Annotated in this window: 15 protein-coding genes and 2 pseudogenes; 8 read left to right on the forward strand and 9 right to left on the reverse strand. The window is 67.7% G+C overall.

What is annotated here, in order from left to right:
- The first annotated feature begins 34 nt into the window (after positions 1-34).
- On the forward strand, positions 35-865 hold the full coding sequence (gene fghA / locus INQ43_RS02355; RefSeq protein WP_194037005.1) for an S-formylglutathione hydrolase: 831 nt from the start codon (positions 35-37) through the stop codon (positions 863-865).
- Positions 866-923: 58 nt separating this feature from the next.
- Here the strand turns inward: fghA and INQ43_RS02360 are convergent, their stop codons facing one another.
- Together INQ43_RS02360 and INQ43_RS02365 are read right to left on the reverse strand one after the other, a co-directional pair.
- The gene (locus INQ43_RS02360) at positions 924-1,619 is read right to left on the reverse strand and encodes an ATP-binding protein (RefSeq protein ID WP_194037006.1); all 696 of its coding nucleotides are present in this window, start codon (positions 1,617-1,619) and stop codon (positions 924-926) included.
- A 7-nt stretch (positions 1,620-1,626) separates the two neighbouring features.
- Complete coding sequence (locus tag INQ43_RS02365; protein WP_194037007.1) at positions 1,627-1,971, reverse strand: hypothetical protein; 345 nt, start codon at positions 1,969-1,971, stop codon at positions 1,627-1,629.
- Positions 1,972-2,156: 185 nt separating this feature from the next.
- Here INQ43_RS02365 and INQ43_RS02370 point away from each other — a divergent pair, with 185 nt between their 5' ends.
- Positions 2,157-4,016, forward strand: a complete 1,860-nt coding sequence (locus tag INQ43_RS02370; RefSeq protein WP_194037008.1) for a DUF885 domain-containing protein — start codon at positions 2,157-2,159, stop codon at positions 4,014-4,016.
- 267 nt (positions 4,017-4,283) lie between these two features.
- Here INQ43_RS02370 and INQ43_RS02375 read toward each other — a convergent pair whose 3' ends face one another.
- Together INQ43_RS02375 and INQ43_RS02380 are read right to left on the reverse strand one after the other, a co-directional pair.
- Positions 4,284-5,570: an amidohydrolase family protein gene (locus tag INQ43_RS02375; protein ID WP_194037534.1), complete on the reverse strand. Its 1,287-nt coding sequence runs from the start codon at positions 5,568-5,570 to the stop codon at positions 4,284-4,286.
- An 11-nt stretch (positions 5,571-5,581) separates the two neighbouring features.
- Positions 5,582-7,000 carry an amidohydrolase gene (locus INQ43_RS02380; RefSeq protein WP_194037009.1) on the reverse strand — a complete coding sequence of 473 codons (1,419 nt, stop codon included), beginning with the start codon at positions 6,998-7,000 and terminating at the stop codon, positions 5,582-5,584.
- A gap of 181 nt (positions 7,001-7,181) precedes the next feature.
- Between INQ43_RS02380 and INQ43_RS02385 the strand changes: the two genes are divergently transcribed.
- Complete coding sequence (locus INQ43_RS02385; protein WP_194037010.1) at positions 7,182-7,724, forward strand: DUF924 family protein; 543 nt, start codon at positions 7,182-7,184, stop codon at positions 7,722-7,724.
- 21 nt (positions 7,725-7,745) lie between these two features.
- Here the strand turns inward: INQ43_RS02385 and grxD are convergent, their stop codons facing one another.
- Entirely contained in the window at positions 7,746-8,675 is a 930-nt protein-coding gene (grxD, locus tag INQ43_RS02390; RefSeq protein WP_194037011.1) for a Grx4 family monothiol glutaredoxin, read from the reverse strand.
- 90 nt (positions 8,676-8,765) lie between these two features.
- Here grxD and INQ43_RS02395 point away from each other — a divergent pair.
- Positions 8,766-9,515: pseudogene (locus tag INQ43_RS02395) on the forward strand (polysaccharide deacetylase family protein); the annotation flags it as partial.
- A 196-nt stretch (positions 9,516-9,711) separates the two neighbouring features.
- Here the strand turns inward: INQ43_RS02395 and INQ43_RS02400 are convergent.
- Positions 9,712-10,557 carry an outer membrane protein assembly factor BamD gene (locus INQ43_RS02400; protein WP_194037013.1) on the reverse strand — a complete coding sequence of 282 codons (846 nt, stop codon included), beginning with the start codon at positions 10,555-10,557 and terminating at the stop codon, positions 9,712-9,714.
- 80 nt (positions 10,558-10,637) lie between these two features.
- Between INQ43_RS02400 and rluD the strand changes: the two genes are divergently transcribed.
- The 3 genes and pseudogenes from rluD (at position 10,638) to clpB (ending at position 15,503) form a co-directional block, all read left to right on the forward strand.
- Positions 10,638-11,612, forward strand: a complete 975-nt coding sequence (rluD, locus tag INQ43_RS02405) for a 23S rRNA pseudouridine(1911/1915/1917) synthase RluD (RefSeq protein ID WP_194037014.1) — start codon at positions 10,638-10,640, stop codon at positions 11,610-11,612.
- Positions 11,613-12,431: pseudogene (gene pgeF, locus INQ43_RS02410) on the forward strand (peptidoglycan editing factor PgeF); the annotation flags it as partial.
- Between the two features lie 486 nt (positions 12,432-12,917).
- Positions 12,918-15,503 (forward strand): ATP-dependent chaperone ClpB, encoded by a 2,586-nt coding sequence (gene clpB, locus INQ43_RS02420; protein ID WP_194037015.1) that lies wholly within the window; start codon positions 12,918-12,920, stop codon positions 15,501-15,503.
- Between the two features lie 120 nt (positions 15,504-15,623).
- Here clpB and INQ43_RS02425 read toward each other — a convergent pair whose 3' ends face one another.
- Complete coding sequence (locus INQ43_RS02425; protein WP_194034962.1) at positions 15,624-18,032, reverse strand: TonB-dependent receptor; 2,409 nt, start codon at positions 18,030-18,032, stop codon at positions 15,624-15,626.
- A 149-nt stretch (positions 18,033-18,181) separates the two neighbouring features.
- Positions 18,182-19,885 (reverse strand): YbaL family putative K(+) efflux transporter, encoded by a 1,704-nt coding sequence (ybaL, locus tag INQ43_RS02430; RefSeq protein ID WP_194037016.1) that lies wholly within the window; start codon positions 19,883-19,885, stop codon positions 18,182-18,184.
- Positions 19,886-20,055: 170 nt separating this feature from the next.
- Here ybaL and INQ43_RS02435 point away from each other — a divergent pair, with 170 nt between their 5' ends.
- Complete coding sequence (locus INQ43_RS02435; protein ID WP_194034964.1) at positions 20,056-21,933, forward strand: ATP-binding cassette domain-containing protein; 1,878 nt, start codon at positions 20,056-20,058, stop codon at positions 21,931-21,933.
- 114 nt (positions 21,934-22,047) lie between these two features.
- On the opposite strand, the gene xerD is transcribed toward INQ43_RS02435, so the two are convergent.
- Positions 22,048-23,022 (reverse strand): site-specific tyrosine recombinase XerD, encoded by a 975-nt coding sequence (gene xerD, locus INQ43_RS02440; protein ID WP_194034965.1) that lies wholly within the window; start codon positions 23,020-23,022, stop codon positions 22,048-22,050.
- Positions 23,023-23,152: the final 130 nt, after the last annotated feature.

Genomic DNA, 23,152 nt, shown 5'->3' on the forward strand with positions numbered 1-23,152 from the left:
AACACCCGCGCGCTCCGTTGATACGAGGTAACTCATGAAACAGGTTGAACAGCACGCCAGCTTTGGCGGCAGCCAGGAAGTCTGGCAGCACGCGTCCAGCACGCTGGGCGTGGACATGGACTTTGCGGTCTATCTGCCGCCTCAGGCGAAGCAGGGGCCGTGCCCGGTCCTGTACTGGTTGTCGGGCCTGACCTGCAACGAGCAGAACTTCATCACCAAGGCCGGCGCGCAGGGCTACGCGGCCAAGCACGGCGTGATCCTGGTGGCGCCCGACAGCAGCCCGCGCGGCGAAGGCGTCGCCGATGACGAGGCATACGACCTCGGCCAGGGCGCGGGTTTCTACCTCAACGCGACCCGCGAGCCGTGGGCGAAGCACTACCGGATGTACGACTACATCACCCAGGAGCTGCCGGCGCTGGTGGATGCGCATTTCCCGACCACCACCGCGCGCGGCATCAGCGGGCACTCGATGGGCGGCCACGGCGCGCTGGTGATCGCGCTGCGCAACCCGGGCATGTTCCGCAGCGTGTCGGCGTTCTCGCCGGTGGTTGCGCCCAGCCAGGTGCCTTGGGGCGAGAAGGCCTTCGGTGCCTACCTCGGTGACGATCGCGACGAGTGGAAGCAGTGGGATGCCACCGCGCTGGTCGCCAATGCCAGCGAGCGCCTGCCGCTGCTGGTCGACCAGGGCGATGCCGACAACTTCCTTGAGGAGCAGTTGCGCCCGCACCTTCTGCAGCAGGCCTGCGAGGCGGCCGGCCACCCGCTGACCCTGCGCATGCAGCCGGGCTATGACCACAGCTACTACTTCATCGCCAGCTTCATCGGCGAGCACATGGCCCACCACGCCAAGGCGATGAAGGGCTGATTACGGGGGATGTCCGCGCGGGGTGAGCTGACGGCACTCCGCGCGCGGCTCGGTTGGTTCAGGACGACGCGGTCGTCTGATCCGCGAGCCGAAACTCGGTAAACGCGAAACGCCCGTCGCGCAGCACGGTGTCCCCCCGCTGCAGCTGAAGCGGCCGCCGGAACATCGGGCCATCTTCGACCAGCGTGTGGAACTCGCCGTTCTCACCGCAGGGATCTGCGCCAGCGGGAAGGTCCGCCAGCAGCGCCGTATCGAACAGGCGGCCGGCGAAGCGCGCATCCAGTTGCTGCGTATCCACGCAGCACAGGTGGGTGCGCAGGCCACCGTCCAGCATCTCGCGCGCCAGCGCGGTGGTATCGCTGCCGAACAACGGCGTGAGAATGCGCCATACGTGGCGGGCGCACATCGCCTCGCGCCAATCGCGAACGTCTGCCAGCAGCAGGTCGCCGAACGCGACCGTGTCCATGCCCGGCCAGCGATCGCTCGCCTGACGCAGACTGGCGGCGAAGGTGGCCTCGTAGGTGTCGTTGTCCGAGCCGTGCGGGATCACCGACTCCAGCAGCGGCAGGCCGACGGCGTCCGCCTGCGCCCGCAGGACGGCGCGACGGATGCCGTGCATGGCGACCCGCTGGAAGTCGCCGTTGAGGGTGGTCAGCAGGCCGACCACTTCGACGTCGTCACGGCCGCGCAGGCGGTGCAGGGTCCAGGCGGCGTCCTTGCCGCCGCTCCACGCGAGCAGGATCCGGCGCGACATCGGTCGCTCAGGCGGACTTGACGTCGCGCAGTTCCCACGCGCTGCCGGCCAGCAGCCGCAGGCGCTGCTTCAGCACCGCGCCGGGGATGCTGGAGGTCACCACCAGGTCGATATGCAGGTCGTCCTGCGCACCTTCCACCGTCGCATCCGGGTCGGTCGCGGCGAGGGAACGGTCCACCTCGTCGGGTTCGTCCTGCTTGCGACGCCAGCGCTCGAACAGGCCGTCGCCGCGCAACGCGGCCTGCAGTTCGGCGGCGAAGCCCTCGCCAGTCTGGGCGGTGAAGGACAGATCCGGGTCGGCGCCACGCGCGCGCGCGCCGTCGGGGAGGGTGATGTAGTAGCGGGTAGCCATGCGTAAAAATCCTTTTTTTCTGAATGCCCCAGCTTAGGGTGCCGGCGATCGGATAGGGGTGAAGCCAATCCTTGTTGCGCGAGCTGACAAGCGCGCAGGTCTTTTGGCACTGCGCATACCCACCTTCCCATCCGGCATCATCGGGACACCGGGAGCGCCGCTCCCATTCCGTCCCTGGAGTGCCCATGCGTCGCATCCTCGCAGTATCCGCGTTGTCCCTTGCCCTGTGTGTCGCCTGCTCGCCCGGCGTCACCACCAAAGCCGCGGCGCCGACCGCCGCGTCCGTCCAGGCCCCCAGCGAGGACGCGCGCCTCAACGCGTGGTTCGAGCGCAAGTACGAGGAGCAGCTGCAGTTCAGTCCGATCCAGATGACCTTCCTGGGCCGCAAGGACCGCTATTCCGAGATCGACGACCTGTCGCGCGCGGCGGGCGACCGCCAACTGGCATGGCAGATCGCCGCACTGGAGGAGATGCAGTCGAACTTTGATTACGACGCCCTCGGCGACGATGCCCAGCTCTCGTGGGACCTGTTCAAGTACCAGGTCGAGCAGTCAAAGGCCGGCCACCGGTTTGTCGATCACCAGTATCCGTTCGAGCAGATGGGCGGCATGCAATCGCAGCTGCCGACCTTCCTGATCAACTTCCACAAGGTGGAGGACGAATCGGATTACCTTGCCTATATCGCCCGCCTTCGCGAGGTGCCGCGGGCGTTCGGGCAGCTGATGGAGCAGGTGAAAATTTCGGCGAAGAAGGGCATCCGGCCGCCACGTTTCGCCCACGAGGGCGTGCTCGAGCAGGGTGGCAAGGTGGTCACCGGCGCCCCGTTTACTGACGGCGCCGACAGCGCGCTGTGGGCCGACGCGCAGGCCAAGGCCGATGGGCTGGTGAAGGCCGGCAAGATCGACGCGGCACGTGCGGCCGAGTTGAAGGCGCAGGCCCGCGCCGCGCTGGTGGAAGCGGTGCAGCCGGCCTACGCCGAAATGCTCGCCTGGTTCAAGGCCGACCTCCCGAACGCCAAGGCCAATCCCTCCGGCGTCGGCACCACCCATCCCGATGGCAAGGCCTATTACGCCCAGCGCCTGCAGGCATCGACCACGACCGACCTCACCCCCGATGAAGTGCACCAGATCGGACTGGACGAAGTGGCGCGGATCCGCGGCGAGATGGAGGCACTGAAAGAGCGCGTCGGGTTCAAGGGCGACCTGCAGGCGTTCTTCCACTTCATGCGCACCGACCCGCAGTTCAAGTATCCCAACACCGATGCGGGGCGCCAGGCGTACATCGATGACGCCAGCAAGGCGATCGCCACCATCAAGCAGCAGTTGCCCAACTACTTCGGCCTGCTGCCCAAGGCGGACATCGTGGTCAAGCGGGTGGAAGCGTTCCGCGAGGTGGATGGCGCCGCGCAACACTACTACCCCAGCACCCCGGACGGCAGCCGCCCCGGCGTGTACTACGCGCACCTGTCGGACATGAACGCGATGCCGAAGACCGAGCTGGAGGTCATCGCCTACCACGAGGGACTGCCGGGCCACCACATGCAGATCGCCATCGCGCAGGAACTGGAAGGCGTACCGGAATTCCGCAAGCAGGCCGGGTTCACCGCCTACGCCGAGGGCTGGGGCCTGTACGCCGAGTGGCTCGCGCGCGAGATGCCGGGCACCTACACCGACCCGTACTCCGAGTACGGCCGCCTGACCTCGGAGATGTGGCGGGCGATCCGGCTGGTGGTCGACACCGGCATGCATGCCAAGGGCTGGACCCAGCAGCAGGCGGTGGCGTATTTCGCCGAGAACAGCTCGATCCCGACCGAGGCGATCGAGGCCGAAGTGCGCCGTTACATCACCTGGCCCGGCCAGGCGACGGCCTACAAGATCGGCATGATCAAGATTCAGCAGCTGCGCGCGAAGGCCGAAGCCGAACTGGGCGGTGATTTCGACATCCGCCGTTTCCACGACGCGATTCTTGGCGGCGGCGCGATGCCGCTGACCCTGCTGGAGCGGCGTATCGACCAGTGGATCGTGGACGAGAAAAAGGCGGGCTGAGGTCGGGGCGGACCCTGCCGACCTTCGTGGCGAATGTCCCCCGGCCTCCGCCTGCGGCGGAGGCCTCCTCCTTTATTTCGCCCCGAAGGCCGGCAAGTCCCGCCCCTACGCTGTGGGTTCGGAGCCGCCGGATTTACCTTCCGCAACAGCCGCCACTATTTAACGTCGGGGATGCATGCCCTTGGGTGTGAAGTAAAGGAGGAGGCACCGGTTTGACCGGTGCCGGGGGACATTCGCACCCAAGGGTATGCGTCCTCGGCGCTTCTACTAACGCACTGCCGCTGGATACGCCGGCGGCAAACCGCCGCGCTCAGCCGGAACATCCGGCTGCAGATACCGATCCCGCAGATCCGTCTGCCGGCTGCGCATCCGGATCGGCTTGCCGTCGAACCAGACCTGGGCGGCCACCGCGTTCACTTCCAGAGGGTCGCCGCTCCACAGCACCATGTCGGCACGCTTTCCAACGGCGATGCTGCCGAGAGTGTCAGCGACGCCGAAGACCTTCGCTGGCACCGACGTCAGACCGGCCACGCCAAGGTCCCAGGGCAGGCCGTGGGCCACGGCATTGCCGGCCGCCTGGCGGATCTTGCGCGCGTTGTGGGATCCGTCGTCGCTCTGACTGAAGCCCACCGTCACTCCGGCTGCTGCCAGCCGGGCGGCATTTTCCGGCGTCGCGCCGATCTGGTCGAAGCTCGACGGCAAGGTGTCCAGCGGATTGACGAACACCGCCACGTCCGCCGCTGCCAGCTGGGGTGCCAGCTTCCACGCCTCCGCACCGCCGAGGATGGCGATCCTGACCTTGTGTTTCGCCGCCCAGCGCAACAACTGGCGGATGTCGGCGGCGCGGTCAACTGCGACCACGACGCGGCCGCCGTCGTCGAGATACGTCGCCAGTGACTTGCGCCCTGCGGGCGTCAACAACGCTGCCTTGGCGTCCGCCGGAATCCGGCCGCGCACCTCGTCCACCAACTGGTCCAGGATCATCCACTGCGCCGCGCGCGACTGTCCGCTCAGCCCCGCAGAGTCTGCCCCGATATCGACAAACAACGCCTTCGGCCCGATCGGGTCCGCGCTGCCGTCAAGGCGGAACACACCGCCCTGGCCGCCGATGATCGAGCCTTCACTGTCGCTGCCCGCGCCCAGCAGGGTCCAGCCGATGCCCTCGATGCGGGCGACCGGGATCAGCAGCGAGTCGGGATTGTAGGCGAGGGTGACGTCAAACTCCGGTCGCACCGGCATCCCCGCCGCGCCCAGGCCGAGCCGGCTGTCCACGGTGGAGCGCTCGCCGGAGACCTCCTCGATGCCGATGCCAGTGATGCCGCCGAACAGGGCCGGCGTCAGGCGGCGCTCGTTCGCGTCCACGACCCGCACGCCGGCCGGCGCGGTCAGCGCCGCACCGATCTGGCGGATAACGCCGCCGCTGACGAGTACGTCGGTGTTGGTCAGGGACGCCGGGCTCGTCCCGGTGTGCACGGTGGCGTTGCGAATCAGCAACTCCTGCGCGGTGGCAGGAATCGCGCACAGTGCCAGCACGGCCGCGGCCAGCGACGTCATTGCGAGGCGCTTCACAGGGCGCCTCCGGTGGTGGCGGGCTGGCCGAGCATGAAGTCCGAGGTCGCCCGCCGCGAAGGATCGTTGAGGTCATGCACGCGTGCGCCGTCGACGTAGACCTGCTCGGCCTTGGCGTACACGCTGAAGGGATTGCCGCTCCAGAGCACCACGTCGGCCATTTTCCCCGTTTCCAGCGTGCCGGTCTGATCGGCGATGCCCATCGACTTGGCCGGATTGGCGGTCAGCCAGAGGATCGCCCGCTCCGGTGCGATCTCGATGCCGGCCAGTTGCGCGTGCGCCATCACCTTGGCGGCCTCCTGGTTGAGGCGCTGGATGTCGTCGGCGGAATCGCTGTGCAGGATCGCGCAGCTGCCCGGCTGGCGGTCCACCAGCGCGATGTTTTCCTGGATGCCATCGAATGCCTCCAGCTTGAAGCCCCACCAGTCCGACCACAGCGCGGCGCAAGTGCCGGAGCGGGCCAGCTTGTCGGCGATCTTGTAGGCCTCCACGCCGTGGTGGAAGGCGGCGATGCGGAAGCCGAATTCGTCGGCCAGGTCGAGCATCGTCGTCATCTCGTCGGCGCGGTAGCAGTGGATGTGCACGCGGATGTCGCCGTTGATCGCACCGGCGAGGGTTTCCAGCTTCAGGTCCTGCTTGCCGGCGCTTTCGGCCTCGTCCTGCCTGCCCCAGCGGCTTTTTTTGCGGGCCGAATCGTTGCCGCCGCCGTTCTTTTTCAGGTACTCGGCGGCCTCGATGAACGCGGCTCGATAGCCGGCGACGTTGCCCATGCGCGTCGCCGGGCCGCCCTTCTCGCCATAGACGCGCTTGGGGTTCTCGCCGCAGGCCATTTTCAGCCCCCACGGCGCGCCGGGAAACTTCATCGCCTGGTAGCTGACCGCGGCCACGTTCTTGAGCGTCACCCCGCGACCGCCGATCAGGTTCGCCGAGCCCGGGAGGATCTGCAGCGAGGTGATGCCGCCGGCGCGGGCGGCGTTGAAACCCGGATCCTGGGGCCAGACCGAATGCTCGGCCCACACTGCCGCGGTCACCGGCGCGGTCATCTCGTTGCCGTCGCTGTGCGCGCGCACGCCAGGACTCGGGTAGACGCCCAGGTGCGAGTGCACATCGATGATGCCCGGAGTCACCCACTTGCCGCGCCCATCGACGACGGTCGTGTTGGCGGGTACAGACAGGTTTACGCCGACTCCGGCGATTCGGCCGTCCACCATCAGCACGTCGGCGCCCTCCATCCGCTCGCCGGTGCCGGTGAGCACGGTCGCACCCTGCAGCAGCACGGCCGGCGAGGCAATCACCTGGTAGGTGCTCGGATAGGGATCGGGCAGCGAGGAGGGGCGCGCGTCGGCGGTCGACGCTGCGGCGCCGAGTGCCAGCGCGAGCGCGGCCGCGAGCAGCGCGGAATATGGTCGTAGCATTGGATTTCCCCGTTGGGTCGCGGCGGCGATTGCGCCAGCGTTGCCATGCATTCACCGTAGCCGCGGACCGCAGCGGTGCCAAGAGTGACGTTGGTCATGCAGCCAGCCCGGTCGGCTGTTCACCGCGCCGTAGACGCAGCTCCTGCTACCTTCGACGCCTTTCCTGATGAAGAGGTGCCCGATGGACACGACGGCCGCAGCGGTCCTTGAATTCTGGCGTGAGGCCGGCCCCGACATGTGGTTCGGGGGCGGCGAAGCCTTCGACCGACGGGTGCGCGAGCAGCTGGGGGAAGCGCACATGGCCGCCTCGCGCGGCGAGTTGCACGAGTGGATGGAGTCGGCGGAAAGCGCCATGGCGCTGGTCCTGCTGCTGGACCAGGTCCCGCGCCACATCTTCCGCGGCAGCGCGCACGCCTACGCCACCGACCCTCTGGCCTGCGAGGTCGCCACGCGGGCGGTCGGGCACGGCTTCGACACCCAGATCGATCCCGAGCTGCGACGCTTCTTCTATCTGCCCTTCACCCACAGCGAGGACCCGATGCAGCAGCAGCGGTCCGTCGAACTGCACCGTACGATGCCAGGCGAGGAGCCCGACAAGTGGGCCCTGCACCATCAGGCGATCATCGAGCGTTTCGGGCGGTTCCCGCACCGCAACGCGCTGTTTGGACGTGCCACCACGCCGACCGAACAGGCGTGGCTGGACGAAGGCGGCTTCAGCGGCTGAAGCCGCCGCGAGTGCGCCGGCTCAGTATGTCGGTACCGAAGGATCGACCTTAGCGCTCCACTCGGCGATGCCGCCGGCGACGTTGTACAGACGCTTGAAGCCGAGCGCGCGGAAGTCTTCGGCGATCTGGGCGCTGCGCACGCCGGTGTGGCAGATGAACGCCAGTCCGGTGTCCCTGGGCAGGTCTTCCAGTTCCGCGCGACCGTTGCCGTCGAGCGTCTTGAAGGGAACCTTGACCGAGGCCACCGCACGTTCCTCGGCCGGGCGCGTATCCACCAGCACGACGTCGCCGTCGACCACCTTGGCGGCCGCCTCGGTCACTTCCAGCACGCTTACCTTGGGTGGTGCGTTGGGGTTGTCGATCACCAAGCCGCGGCCACGCTCGTCCTCGACCCAGTCGATCGACAGGCCGCGCGCGCGCTGGGCGCTGGCGACGTCGAACTGCACGCGCAGGCCTTCGGCCTCGCTGGTGATGGCGTTGTCATCGACCGGCGCCAGCTGCAGGCGGGCGTTGAAGCGCGGGTCGATCTCGACCTGCAACGCGTATCCCTTGCCGGCGTTGCCCACGGCTTCGCCGAGCATTTTCGCTGCTGCCGGGGTAATGGTGATATCCGGCGGCGTGCGGTCCGGAGCCGGCACGCCCAGCGCCGTGTAGAGCTCGCCGGAGCGGGCAATCTGCTCGATGATGTCGCTGCCGCCGACCAGCTCCTTGTCGATGTAGAGCTGCGGGATCGTCGGCCATTCGCCGTAGACCTTGATGCCTTCGCGGATCTCGGGATCCGAGAGCACGTCCACGTGCTGGTACTTCACCCCGGTCGCGCCCAGCAGTCCGACCGCCTTGGCCGAGAACCCACACTGGGGCGCCGCCGGCTCGCCCTTCATGAACAGGACGACGCGGTTGGTGGTGAGCAGTTCTTCGATGCGCGAGCGCAGTGCGGGATCAAGTGACATGACAAGGCTTCCGTAAGATGCGGACGGATTACGTCCCGGGTAGGCCGGCCAGTGTAACGAGGCGTGGCTGACGCTGGCATGATCCAGATCATGGCGATCCCCGTAGCCCACCGTGTTCCCCGTCGTCCGCATGCGTGGTGGATGATCCTGCTCGCTTCCCAGCTGGTGGTGGCGGCCGCCTGGTGGCGCTGGGGCTGGCCGGTCGGCCTGCCGGCGATGCTGGCCACCCATGTGCCGTTCCTGTGGGGCACGCTGAAGCCCGATTCGCGGCTGTTCAGCCCGGTCCTGACTCGCCTGCCGACCGAGGAGCGCGTGGTATGGCTGACCATTGATGACGGTCCATCGGATGACACCGTGGCGGTGCTGGACCTGTTGGATGCGCATGCCGCCAAGGCGACGTTCTTCCTGGTGGGCGAGCGTGCGCGTGAACGACCCGAGCTGGTGCGCGAGATCGTGAGGCGCGGGCACGGGATCGGCAACCACAGCCACAGCCACCCGCAGTCGGTGTTCTGGGCGCTGGGCCCGGCGCGGATGCGCGAGCAGATCGGTCTTGCGCAGGCCGAGCTGACGGCGATCGCCGGCGTCGCGCCGCGCTGGTTCCGTGCCGTGGTCGGCATGGCCAATCCGTTCGTGGCGAGTGCCTTGCGCGAGCACGGCCTCGCCCGCGTCGCCTGGAGCGCACGAGGCTTCGACGCGGTCGCCGCGGATCCGCAGGTGGTGGTCGCGCGTATCGAGCGCGACCTGGCGCCGGGCGCGATCGTATTGATGCACGAGGGGGCCCGGCATGGGCGCAACGTGGAAACGCTGCGACTGCTACTGCAGCTGCTGGAGAAGCAAGGGTTCCGAGCAGTGCTGCCGGTAGCGGACGCGCGGGACGGCCCGGCTGGATCCAGAAACTCCACCGATCCGGACGCGGCACGACTTGATTGGCGACCTTCGCCGCATCCGCGCGAGGCGAATCCCGTCCACGGCAAAACGCCGCCCGGAGGCGGCGTTTCCTGATGTAGCGGATGTTTTGCGAACGCGGGGGTGCCGCTCAGTAATCCAGCGCCGACTTCTCGCGTGCAAACGGGTTGAGCTTGCGCCAGTCACCCGGGTACTTCGGCCAGTTGCCGGCCAGGTACGGATGCCCCGGATCGGCCTTCTGCAGGCGTGCGCGGGTGTCCGCGGCCAGGGTCTCATTGCCCAGGCCCGTGTACGCAGCGGCGAGGGCGGCGATCGCGTCGTTCTGGTACTTGCTGTCGGGGTAGGTCTCCAGCAGGTAGGTCGCACGTTCCACCGCCGCGACATAGGCCGTGCGGCGCAGGTTGTACAGCGAGACTTCCAGCTCATGCCGGGCGAAGGTGTTCTGCAGCTCGGCCATGCGCTCGCGCGCGTCGGCGGCGTAGCGGCTGTTGGGATAGCGCTCCACGACGATGGAGAAGTCGTTGTAGGCCTGGTGCGGCGTGGCCAGGTCGCGGCGGCTGGGATCGAGCTTCCAGACCTTCTGCAGGAATACGGTGTCGCGGCTGGAGTTCACCAGCCCGCGCAGGTAGTACAGGTAGGCGATGTTGCGGTGCGTCGGGTAGGTACGGATGAAGCGGTCGATGCTGCTGATCGCTTCCTCGTGATTGCCGGCCTTGTACTGCGCGTAGGCGGTCTCGATCAGCGCCTGCTCGGTGTAGGCACCGTACGGGTACTGGGCGACCAGGCCCTTGAAGTTGGCGGCACCGGCGGACCAGTTGCCCCGCTTCATCGCGGCGTGGCCCTTCTCGTACAGCTCCTCCACCGGCGCGGCCTCCGGAGTGGTGTCTTTCTTCTTGAACATGGAGCAGCCGGGGCCGATGAAAGCGAGGATCAGCAGCAGCGACAGCACGCGGAGGGGGGCATAACGATGGGTCATGGTCGATATCACGGGCGCCGGGGGCACGAAGCGCCGATAATAGCAGTCCCGCGCCGTGTGCCCTTAACCGTGTCTTGCCAATGAGCCAACCCGAGATCGCCCTCCAGGCCACCGTGCCCGTCGCCGCCGCGGGCCGCCGCTTCGATGCCGTGGTGGCGGAGCTGTTCCCGGCATATTCGCGCTCCCGGCTCTCGACCTGGATCAAGTCGGGTGAGGTGCTGCTGGACGGCAATTCCGTGCGCCCGCGCGATCTCGTGCACGGCGGCGAACTGGTCAGCCTGAACGTGACGCCGGACGTGCAGACGCGCTCGGAGCCGGAGGACATTCCGCTGGACGTCCTGTTCGAGGACGAGCACGTGATCGTGATCGACAAGCCCGCCGGCCTGGTGGTGCACCCGGGCGCCGGCAATCCGGACGGGACGCTGGTCAACGCGCTGCTGTATCGCCAGCCCGACCTGAACGCCCTGCCGCGCGCGGGCATCGTCCATCGCCTCGACAAGGACACCTCCGGGGTGATGGTGGTCGCGCGCACGCTGGTGGCCCACACCGCGCTGGTCGAGCAACTGTCATCGCGCGAGGTCCATCGCCAGTACCTGGCCGTGGTGTCGGGCGCGCTGGTGTCGGGCGGCACCGCCAAGGCGCCGATTGACCGCCACCCGCGTGACCGCATCCGCATGGCGGTGCGCGAGGACGGTCGCGACGCGATCACCCATTTCCGCCTGCGCGAGCGCTTCCGCGCGCACACCCTGCTGGAGTGCCGGTTGGAGACGGGCCGTACCCATCAGATCCGCGTGCACATGGCGCACCTCAAGCATCCGATCATCGGCGATCCGTTGTACGGCGGGTCCTTGAAACTGCCGCGTGGCGCGAATGAGGCGCTGGTGACCGCGCTCAAGGGGTTCAGGCGTCAGGCCCTGCACGCCGAGACGCTCGAGTTCGTGCATCCGGTGACCGGCGAGCCGGTGCGCTGCAGCGCGCCGATGCCGGCGGACATGCAGGCCCTGGTGACCGCACTGCGCGACGACACCGCCGAGGCGCTCGAGCGAGCGCGCTGAGTGGGCGCCTCACCGCTCCTGCCCGCTGACTGGCCCGCGCCGCGCGGGGTGCACGGGCTCACCACGCTGCGTTATGGCGCGGGTGTGTCGGTGGCGCCGTTCGAGCGGTTCAACCTGGGCAACCGCTATGCCGCCGATGGCGACGATCCCGCGGCGGTGGATGCCAACCGGGCGGCGCTGGTCGGCGTCGCGGGGCTGCCCTCGGCTCCGGTGTGGTTGCGGCAGGTGCATGGGACGGGAGTGTTTCGTGCAGTAGAGCGTAGTGGCGCTTCAACGGCGTCCACCGGCACCGACTCGTTGAGCGGTCGCGCTCAGGTTGAAGCATCCAACGAGCCGGAAGCCGACGCGGCGGTGACGTCCGTGCCCGGCACGGTGCTGGCAATCCTTACCGCCGATTGCCTGCCCGTGCTGTTCTGCGCCGATGACGGCAGCGAAGTCGGCGCCGCCCACGCCGGCTGGCGGGGCCTGGTCGGCGGCGTGCTCGAAGCCACCGTGAACGCGATGGCGACGTCGCCGGAGCGCCTGATCGCCTGGCTGGGACCGGCCGCCGGTCCGCAGCACTACGAGGTCGGTGCCGAGGTCCGCGATGCGTTTGTCTCGCGCGACCGCTGGGCGGACAACTCCTTCATCGCCACCCGTCCCGGGCACTGGAATGTCGACCTGTACGCGCTGGCGCGGCGCCGCCTGACGGGCGCGGGGCTTGTGGCGGATCGCATCTTTGGCGGCGGTTTGTGCACTATCGCCGACCCGGCGCGCTTCTATTCGCACCGCCGCGACCAGCGCACCGGGCGAATGGCGTCACTCGTCTGGCTCCAGCCCGATTCCTGGACCCGGCGGAAAGCAGACGGGCCCGAATCGAGCCGCTACTTGCCGTCGAACGCGTCAAGCCCGAGGCGCATCCAGCGTTTCGCCACTTCATCGCGATCCACCAGCACGTCCCAAAGGGTGTCCTCGCTGAGGATGCTGTACTCGCCGTGGCACTCGAGCGACACGTTGTTGGCGTGGTCCTCGCGCCACTGCGGGCTCTGGTAGTACGCCTGCAGTTCGTGCAGCAGGGCCTGCGCCTCAAGCCACTGCTTCTGCGCCTCTTCCTGTTGCCGGTGCAGTTGGCGCCAGCGCTCGTACTTCCGCTGCATTGCCTGGGGATCGTATTGGGGCATGTCGAGTTCTCTTTTTTGGGGATCATGCCGCAACGGCGATGACCGGCACGCAAACAAGCCGGCGGGATCTTGAACTGGCGGCCTTAAACCTCATGTCTTGGGTATCGCGACCCCGCGCGGTCGCCCTGAATCTCGAGGAAACGACATGCGGATGGACAAGCTCACATCACGCTTCCAGCAGGCGCTTGCGGACGCGCAATCGATGGCGGTCGGGCGCGACCACAGCGTCATTGAACCGGTGCACCTGCTGACGGCGCTGGTCGACCAGAAGGACGGCAGCACGCGCCCGTTGCTGTCGCAGGCCGGCGTCAACGTCCCATTGCTGCGTGAGCGCCTCGGTGAGGCCTTGCAGAATCTCCCGACCGTTTCGGGCCAGGCGGGCAACGTCAGTGTCGGCAACGATCTTTCCCGCCTGCTCAACCTGGCCGACAAGTACGCCCAGCAGCGCGGGGACGGTTTCATTGCCACCGAACTGTTCGTGCTGGCCGCGCTGGAGGATGGTGGAGAGACTGGCCGCGCGCTGAAGGCCGCCGGCGCGGACAAGTCCCGCCTGGAGGCGGCGATCGACAGGATTCGTGGAGGTGAGGCCGTGCAGTCGGAAAACGCCGAGGACCAGCGCCAGGCGCTGGAGAAATACACCGTCGACCTGACCGCGCTGGCCGAGGCGGGCAAGCTCGACCCGGTGATCGGTCGCGACGAGGAAATCCGCCGCACGATCCAGGTGCTGCAGCGCCGGACCAAGAACAATCCGGTGCTGATCGGCGAGCCCGGCGTGGGCAAGACCGCGATCGCCGAAGGCCTGGCCCAGCGCATCATCAACAACGAGGTGCCCGAAGGGCTGCGCGGACGTCGCCTGCTGTCGCTGGACATGGGCTCGCTGATTGCCGGGGCGAAGTTCCGCGGCGAATTCGAGGAGCGCCTCAAGGGCGTGCTCAGCGATCTGGCCAAGAGCGAAGGCCAGGTGATCCTGTTCATCGACGAGCTGCACACCGTGGTCGGCGCCGGCAAGGCCGAAGGCTCGATGGACGCCGGCAACATGCTCAAGCCGGCCTTGGCACGTGGCGAGCTGCATGCCATTGGCGCGACCACGCTGGACGAGTACCGCCAGTACATTGAAAAAGATGCCGCGCTGGAACGCCGCTTCCAGAAGGTGCTGGTCGGCGAGCCCAGCGTGGAGGACACCATTGCGATCCTGCGCGGTCTGAAGGAGCGCTACGCGGTCCACCACGGCGTGGAGATCACCGATCCGGCAATCGTCGCCGCCGCCACCCTGAGCCACCGCTACATCGCCGACCGCCAGTTGCCCGACAAGGCCATCGACCTGATGGACGAGGCGGCCAGCCGGATCCGCATGGAGATCGACTCCAAGCCCGAGGAGCTGGACCGCAAGGAGCGCCGCCTGATCCAGCTGAAGATCCAGCGCGAGGCGCTGAAGAAGGAGAAGGACGAGGCGAGCAAGCAGCGCCTGGCCGACCTGCAGGACGAGATCGCCGTGCTCGAGCGCGAGTTCAACGACCTGGAGGAGGTCTGGAAGGCCGAGAAGGCCACCTTGCAGGGCGCGACGAAGATCAAGGAGAAGATCGAGGCCGCCAAGCTGGAGCTGGAGGCCGCCCAGCGCGCGCAGGACTACGGTCGCATGAGCGAGATCCAGTATGGCCGCCTGCCGGAGCTGGAAAAGCAGGCGCAGGCCGCGCACGAGGCCGAGACCAAGGGTTTCACCCTGCTGCAGGACAAGGTCACCGACGAGGAAATCGCCGAGGTCGTCAGCCGCTGGACCGGCATTCCCGTCTCGAAAATGCTCGAGGGCGAGCGCGAGAAGCTGCTGCAGATGGAAGAGCTGCTGCACAAACGCGTCATCGGCCAGGACGAGGCGATCAAGGTCGTCTCCGATTCGGTGCGGCGCTCGCGCGCCGGGCTGTCCGACCCCAACCGCCCCAGCGGCTCGTTCCTGTTCCTCGGACCCACCGGCGTGGGCAAGACCGAGCTGTGCAAGGCGCTGGCGGAGTTCCTGTTTGACAGCACCGAGGCGATGATCCGCATCGACATGAGCGAGTTCATGGAGAAGCACGCGGTCAGCCGGCTGGTCGGTGCGCCCCCGGGGTACGTCGGTTACGAGGAGGGCGGTTACCTGACCGAGGCGGTGCGCCGCCGGCCCTACAGCGTGATCCTGCTCGACGAGGTGGAAAAGGCGCATCCGGACGTGTTCAACATCCTGCTGCAGGTCCTGGACGATGGCCGCCTGACCGACGGCCAGGGCCGCACGGTCGACTTCCGCAACACGGTGATCGTGATGACCTCCAACCTGGGCAGCCAGATGATCCAAGAGATGGATGGTGATGACTCACCCGAGAGCTACACCCAGATGAAGGCCGCGGTGATGGGCGTGGTGCAGAGCCACTTCCGCCCGGAGTTCATCAACCGGCTGGACGACATCGTGGTGTTCCATTCGCTGGACAAGCAGCAGATCCGCGAGATCGCCAAGGTCCAGCTACATGGCCTGGACAAGCGTCTGGCAGAACGCGGCCTGGCCCTGGAGTTGTCAGACAGTGCGTTGGCCCTGCTGGCCGATGTCGGCTTTGACCCGGTGTACGGGGCGCGGCCGCTGAAGCGCGCAATCCAGCAGCAACTGGAGAACCCGCTGGCGAGCAGGATCCTGTCGGGCGAGTTCATCAGCGGCGAGACCATCCACGTCGATGCCGAGCGCGGGCATCTGGTGTTCAAGAAGGGCTGAGCGGGGCATGGACTGAAGGCTCCACGCTGTTCTGACCGCTGGCCAAAATAAAAAGAGCCCCGCATGTGCGGGGCTCTTTCATTGCAGGCGCTGGTGTGCACCTATATCCAGCGACGTTGCTTACCACTTATAGGCGATGCGTCCGTAGACAAATGCGCCGTTGAAGCCGCTCGGCGATTGACTGCTGTACGGGAACTGGTTGTGGTTGGCGTTGGGTGCGATCGTGCGGTCGGGATACTCGTTGAGCAGGTTGTCCGCACCCACCGTCAGCGCCCAGCCCTGGCTGGGCTTGAAGCTGGCCGAGGCGTCCACCGTCCAGATGGCGCCGTAGGTCTGGTCGTAGTCCGGGTTGCCCGTCTCGCCGACGCGGGTGGTGAACTCGCCATAGCGCGTCGCACCCAGGACGAAGTCCCAGCGATCGAGGTTCCAGGCTCCACTGAGCGTGGTCTTGTTGCGCGGGAATCCTTCCTCGATCCGGCCCTGCTCGTCGCGACCGACGCGGTAGAAGTCGGCGTCCAGTGCGGTCAGCACCGGCGGATTGGGCGCCACGCGGGTGACCTCGGTCTTGTTGTAGTTGTAGCCGGCGGTGAGGGTAAGCGTGCCGCTTTCCAGCGGAACGCCGTAACTGCCGATCACGTCGACGCCGCGGGTGCGGGTATCGATGGCGTTGTTGAAGTAGCGCGCCGCGGTCACCCCGTTGATCCCGAGGCTGGCCAGCAGTGCCTGCGCGGCAGCATTCGACCCCAGCGGGAGGTTGGACGAGAGCACGATGCGGTCGTCGATTTCAATCTGGTAGGCGTCGACGGTGAGGTACAGCTGATCGATCGGCTGCAGGACCAGCCCCAGGCTGTAGGACAGCGAGGTCTCGGCCTGCAGCGGCTCCGCGCCGAGGGCACGCGCCGCGGCGCTGTTGGCGGGGAAGGTTCCGGAATCGAAGAAACGATCGAGCGCGCCGCTGTAGTTGGAGGTCACCACCTGGTAGTGCTGTTGGGACAGCGACGGCGCACGGAATCCGCTCGCGACGGTGCCCCGCAATGCCACTGCGTCGGTGAATTCATAGCGGGCCGAGAGCTTGCCCGACGTCTCGCTGCCGAAGTCGCTGTAGTCCTCGTAGCGCCCCGCAATGCCTGCGGAGAATTTGTCGGTGAAGTCCGCCTCCAGGCCGATGTAGGCCGCATAGCTGTCGCGGTCGAAATGGCCGGAGTTCTGCGGCGTGAAGCCCTGGAAGCCCTGCGCGCCGCCATTGGCGTAGGAGTTGGGTTCGCCCGGGGACTGGTTCCACTTCTCGCGGCGGTATTCGGCGCCAAACGAGAGCGTCGCCGGGTATTGCATTCCCCAATCCAGGGTCTTGGTGACATCGGCGTTCACCAGGTTCTGGGTGTATTCCAGCGCCCCGTCATAGAAGCTGGTCGGGCTGGCGGATCCGAGGCTGTAGTTGAGCGTGTTGCGGGTCTGGAAGTCGATGTGGTTGTAGCCGTAGTTGTAGCTCACGTCCCACATCCAGCCGCTGTCGTTGCTGCCCTTCAGGCCGGCTACCAGCGATCGGTCCTGCGACAGCATCGCGATTTCGGGCACGTAACCGGCGTCGTAGAACTGCGAGATCAGCGCGCCCTGGCCGCTGTGGTTGCGTGAGCGGTGAAACGCGTATGACGTGATGTCCCGATTGCTGGCCGCCGCAGTCGCGTAGGCGCTGATGTTGTCGCTGAAATCGAAGCCGGCGTTGGCCGAGACCGCGCGCGAGTCGACCTGCGGATCGCCGTACATGTAGCCCACTTCACCCAGGCCGGGATTGTTGCCCTGGTTGGGCAGCGCCGACGGCGAGTAGGGCTGGAAAGGACCGGCGCGATTGGTTGGATCCTGTTGTCCGAGCTGCCCTGCGACGTGGACGAAGCCGCGGTCTTCGGCAAAGCGCGCGCCGGTGTCGCCGGAGAGCTGGAACTGCGAGCCGTCGCCCGCGGAGTAGCGACCGAAGTCGACGGCCAGTCCGCCGCCGCCCTCGCTGCCCTTGAGCACGATATTGACCACACCGGCGATGGCATCCGAACCATACTGGGCGGAGGCGCCGTCGCGCAGTACCTCGACCCGCGCGATCGCCGCGACCGGAATGGCGTTGAGATCCACCGCCGAGGAACCGCGGCCGATGCTGCCGTTGACGTTGAGCAGGGCGGATACGTGGCGGCGCTTGCCATTGACCAGCACCAGCACCTGGTCGGGCGAGAGGCCGCGCAACTGCGCCGGACGGATCGCGCTGGTGCCGTCGGTCACCGCCGGACGCGGGAAGTTCAGCGAGGGCAGGGCGCGCGCGAGCGCCGTCGCCAGCTCGGTGGTGCCGGTGGCCTGCAGGATCTCGGGGGTGATGATGTCGATCGGCGACTGCGACTCGGCGACCGTGCGGTCAGTGACCCGGGTGCCGGTGACGATGATCTGGTCAAGGGTTGTAGGGTTTCTGGGAGCTGGCGCGGACTGCGCGAAGGCGACCGGAGCAGCGATGGCCAGTGCGATGGCGAGGGGGAGGCGGCGTGGCGTCATGGGGGAGTTTTCCGGAATTCGCCGTAGCGACGGCGTCCTCCCTATTAACGCAATTTTAGCGCTTGGGTCAAACGGCCCCGATGGAATGCCGGGTGAACACGCGTGCAACGACGGGCTGCCCGCAGGATGAACGGGCAACCGCCCGTTTCTCAGTCGCTTGCGACGCGAGGGAGATGGTTTGCACCGCGGTAGGTGGGCGTGGCCATCACCATCTCCGCCAGGCTGTGGGCGAGCTCGCGCTCGGCCAGCACCACCCCGTCCGCGCCGTGGGCAAGCAGGTGTTGCACCTCGCCATCGCTGTGCGCGCGCGCCAGCAGGGTCAGCGAGGGGTTGATCGCGCGCAGCTTGGCCATGGTCTCGCCGGCCTCCAGCGGTTGCGGAATGGCGAGGATCGCGATGGTCGCGTTTTCCGGATGTGCCTCGGCCAGTACCAGGTCGGCGGCGGCGTTGCCACGGATTGCCGGAATGCCCATCGCATGCGCGCGGTCGACGTGATGGCCGCTGTCGTCGATTACCAGCACTGGCACGCCTTTCTCACGCAGCAGCTTGACCAGCTCGCGGCCGACGCGGCCGAAACCGATCACGATCGCGTGGTTGTCCAGCTCCAGTGCGGGGCCGGCGGTGGGTGCCGGCACTCCCTGCTCGGCTCCGCGCTGCTCGTTGCGCGCCTGCCAGCGATCCACCAGCACGAAAATCAGCGGGTTGAGCATGATCGTGATCAGCGCCCCGGCCAGCACCAGATCCTGCGCCTCGTCGTTCATGATCCCCAGCGCCACGCCCAAGCCGGCGATGATGAAGGCGAACTCGCCGATCTGCGCCAGGCTGGCGGAAATGGTCAGCGCAGTGATGTTGGGATAGCCGAATGCGCGCACGATGACGTACGCCGCCGCGGATTTGCCGAACAGGATGATAAGCACCGTGGCCAGCACATGCAGCGGCTGTTCCACCAGAATCCGCGGGTCGAACAACATGCCCACCGAGACGAAGAACAGCACGGCGAACGCGTCGCGCAGCGGCAGCGAGTCGCTGGCCGCCTTGTGGCTGAACTCCGACTCGTTGAGCAGCAGCCCGGCGAAGAACGCGCCCAGCGCAAACGACACCCCGAACAGTTCCGCCGAGCCGTAGGCCACGCCCAGCGCGATGGATAATACCGCCAGCGTGAACAGCTCACGCGAGCCCGTTCCCGCCGTACGCTCCAGCACCCACGGAATCACCCGGCGCCCGACCACCAGCATCACCGCGACGAAGGCCGACACCTGCATCACCGTCAGCACCATCGACACCACGATCGACCCGAAGGTGTGGACCTCGCCGCCCGGGCTGGGATTGGTGATCTCGCCCAGCACCGGCATCAGCACCAGCGCGACCACGCAAAGGAGATCCTCGACAATCAGCCAGCCCACCGCGATGCGGCCGCGGTTGGTGTCCAGCAGGCGGCGGTCCTCCATCGCCCGCAGCAGTACGACGGTACTGGCGGTGGCCAGCGAGAAACCGAACACCAGCCCGTGCACGGTCGACCAGCCCATCCACGAGGCCAGTCCCCAGCCGAGCAGCGTGGCGACCGTGGTCTGCGCCAGCGCGCCCGGGATGGCGATCCACTTCACGGCCATCAGGTCCTTGATCGAGAAGTGCAGCCCGACCCCGAACATCAGCAGCATCACGCCGATCTCGGCCAGCTGCGCGGCCAGGTCCTGGTCGCCGACGAAGCCGGGGGTGAACGGCCCGGCCACGATGCCGGCGGCTAGGTAGCCGACCAGCGGCGAAAGACGCAAGCGGTTGGCGAGCGCGCCGAAGACGAACGCCAGCAGCAAGCCCACGGCAATGATGTTGATCAGGTCGGTTTCGTGGGGCATGGGCGGCCAGTGCGCGTTCGGGAGTCGATCATGTCGGTGCGACTGTGCACCCGCAAGCGCGAAGGTCGCGTGCGACGGCCGGCTATCGGGGTCTGAACGAACGCACGCCCGGCCCTTTGAGTACAACACGGCCGGCCGCTGCGCCAAGGCTGCCCACGTACAATGCCCCGATGATTGCCTTCAAAGATTTCGCCCTCCGCCGCGGCGAGCGCCTGCTGTTGTCCAAAGTCGACCTGGTCCTGCAGGCCGGCTGGCGGGTGGGCGTGATTGGCCGCAACGGCACCGGAAAATCCTCGCTGTTCGCCGCCATGCAGGGCGAGCTGGAGGCCGATCGCGGCGATCTGGACATTCCCGGACGGGTGCGCGTCGCCAGCGTCGCCCAGGAGACGCCTTCGCTGCCGGATGCGGCGATCGACTTCGTCCTCTCCGGCGACGCGCCGGTGCATGCGGCGATCCAGGCCGAAGCCAACGCCTTCGCCAGCGAGGACTGGGAGGCCGTCGCCGAGGCGCACCACCTCCTCGAGGAACTCAATGGCTACGACGCCAGCGCGCGCGCCGGCAAGCTGCTGCACGGGTTGGGCTTTGCCGCGGAGGCCCACTCACGGGCGGTAAGCACCTTCTCCGGCGGCTGGCGCGTGCGGCTCAACTTGGCCCGCGCGCTGATGACGCCAAGCGACCTGTTGCTGCTGGACGAGCCGACCAACCATCTGGACCTGGACGCGGTGCTGTGGCTGGAGCAGTGGCTGCTGCACTACCCCGGCACGCTGCTGCTGATCAGCCATGACCGCGAGTTCCTCGACGAGGTCACCAGCCACACACTGCACCTGCACGACGGCAGCGCGCGCCTCTACACGGGCAACTACACGGCCTTCGAGCGCCAGCGCGCCGAGCATCTGCGGCTGCAGCAGATCACCCACGAGAAGACCCAGGCCGAGCGCGCCCACCTGCAGAGCTTCGTCGACCGCTTCAGCGCCAGCGCCGCGAAGGCCAAGCAAGCGCAGTCGCGGGTCAAGCGCCTGGCCAAGATGGCCGGCACCGAGGCGGTGCGTATCGAGCGCGCATTCCGCATCGAATTTCCCGCCCCCGCCAAGCTGCCCTACGCCCTGCTGCGGATCACCCATGCCGATTGCGGTTACAGCACGGATGCGGGTCCGGCGACAATCCTGCACGACATCGGCTTCATCCTGGAGGCCGGCGACCGGATCGCACTGCTGGGCCCCAACGGCGCCGGCAAGTCGACCCTGGTCAAGACCCTGGTCGGCGAGCTGCCTCTGCTGGCCGGCGAGCGCAGCGGCCATCCGGACCTGCGCATCGGCTACTTCGCCCAGCACACCGTCGAATCCCTGCGCGCCGGTACCAGCGCCATCGACCACCTGGCCGACATCGCGCCAGGCGTGTCCACCCAGCAGCTGCGCGATTTCCTGGGCAAGTGGAATTTCCCCGGCGATCGCGCCTTCGAGTCGGTGGACACCTTCTCCGGCGGCGAGCGCGCGCGGCTGGCGCTGGCGCTGATCGCGTGGCGGCAGCCCAACGTGCTGCTGCTGGATGAGCCGACCAACCATCTGGACCTCGACATGCGCGAGGCCCTGGCGGAAGCGCTGGCGGTATTTGAAGGCGCGATCGTGCTGGTCAGCCACGATCGCCACCTGATCGGCCTGGTCTGCGACACGTTCTGGCGCGTGGCCGACGGCACCGCGCAGGAATTCGATGGCGACCTGGACGCGTACGCGGTCTGGCTGCGCTCGCGCGACAGTTCCAATGACGGCAAGGCGCGCGAAAAGAAGGGTGTCGTCGCACCTGAGGTGACGTCCGCGCCTGCTGCCGCCCCGGGAAAGCCGCGTCGCGGCAAAGCCAACGCCCACAAGCTGGCGCGGGCGGAGGAACGGGTCGGCGAGCTCGAAGCGCGCCTGGCGAAACTGGAGTCCCGTCTCGCCGACCCGTCGGTGTACGCCGACGGCGGCGCGCAGGCGGTCGAACTGGGGCGTGAGCAGGCGCAGCTGCAGGGCGAGCTGGATGCCGCGGAAGCCGAGCTGCTCGAGCTCTACTAGGAAGACGCGGCCTGAGTCCCGGCGCTCGTGCGAGCATTGCGGACGTAACCGTATCGCGGACGGCGCCCGTCCGGGCCTGGTACCGCCGCACAGTCGGTAGCCGCGGCCCTGCGCTCAGCCTCGCGGATGGTGGTTGGCGTGCAGTTGCTTGAGTTTCTCGCGCGCCACCAGGGTGTAGATCTGGGTCGTTGAGAGCGAGCTGTGGCCCAGCAGCATCTGCAGGGTGCGCAGGTCAGCGCCGTGGTTGAGCAGGTGGGTGGCGAAGCTGTGGCGCAGGCCGTGCGGGCTGATCTTTTGCGGATCAATGCCGGCACCGGTGGCGTAGCGCTTGACCAGCTGCCACAGCTGCTGCCGCGACAGCGCCTCGGCGTAGCCGTCGATGAAGACCGCATCGCGGACCGCGCGGCCGGCCAGGCGCGGACGTGCCTGGGCGAAATAACGCTCGACCCAGTACCGGGCCTCATCGCCCAGCGGCACCAGACGGTCGCGATTGCCCTTGCCTGTGACCCGCAGCACGCCCTGACGAAGGTTGATTGCGCCCATCGACAGGTCCGTCAGTTCGCTCGCGCGCAGCCCGCAGGCGTACATGAGTTCCAGCATCGCCCGGTCGCGCAGGCCGAGGTCGGTGCTGTCATCGGGCGCGGCCAGCAGAGCCTCGACCTGGCTCTCGCTGAGCGCCTTGGGCAGCAGGCGCGGCAGGCGCGGCGGTTCCAGCAGCGCAGTGGGGTCGTCGCGGCGTGCGCCGCGGCGGACCTGCCAGGCATGGAAGGCGCGCAGGCTCGACAGCAGGCGCGCGGTGCTGCGCGGCGAGTAGCGCTGGCGACTGCGCCATTGCAGGTAGTCGTAGAGCGCGGCGGGGTCGGTGCCGGCCAGCCCCCCGGCGCCGCCGTTGCGCCAGCGCGCGAACCCCTGCAGGTCCCGGCGGTAGCTGGCCAAGGTCGGTTTGGCGAGGCCGTTTTCGGCCCAGATCGCCTCCAGGAACGACTCGATCAGCAACGCATCGGCATCGGCCAGCGGCGGCTGCGCCATGGCCACCTGCCGGCGCTCGGCAGGCGTGGTCGGCGTGGGGGGAAGTGACGGGTCGCTCATGCAGGCAGCTTAGCGGAGCGGTCCGCGGCGGCGTGGCCTAGAATTCCGGGGCTTTCCGAGAATTGATGCCTCCCGATGCAATGCCGATGAATCCCACGTCCGCGCCTTCTACCCGCTCCCCGCGGCGTTC

The sequence above is a fragment of the Lysobacter sp. H23M47 genome, from assembly GCF_015209765.1.
GTDB classification, from domain to species: Bacteria; Pseudomonadota; Gammaproteobacteria; order Xanthomonadales; family Xanthomonadaceae; genus Novilysobacter; species Novilysobacter avium.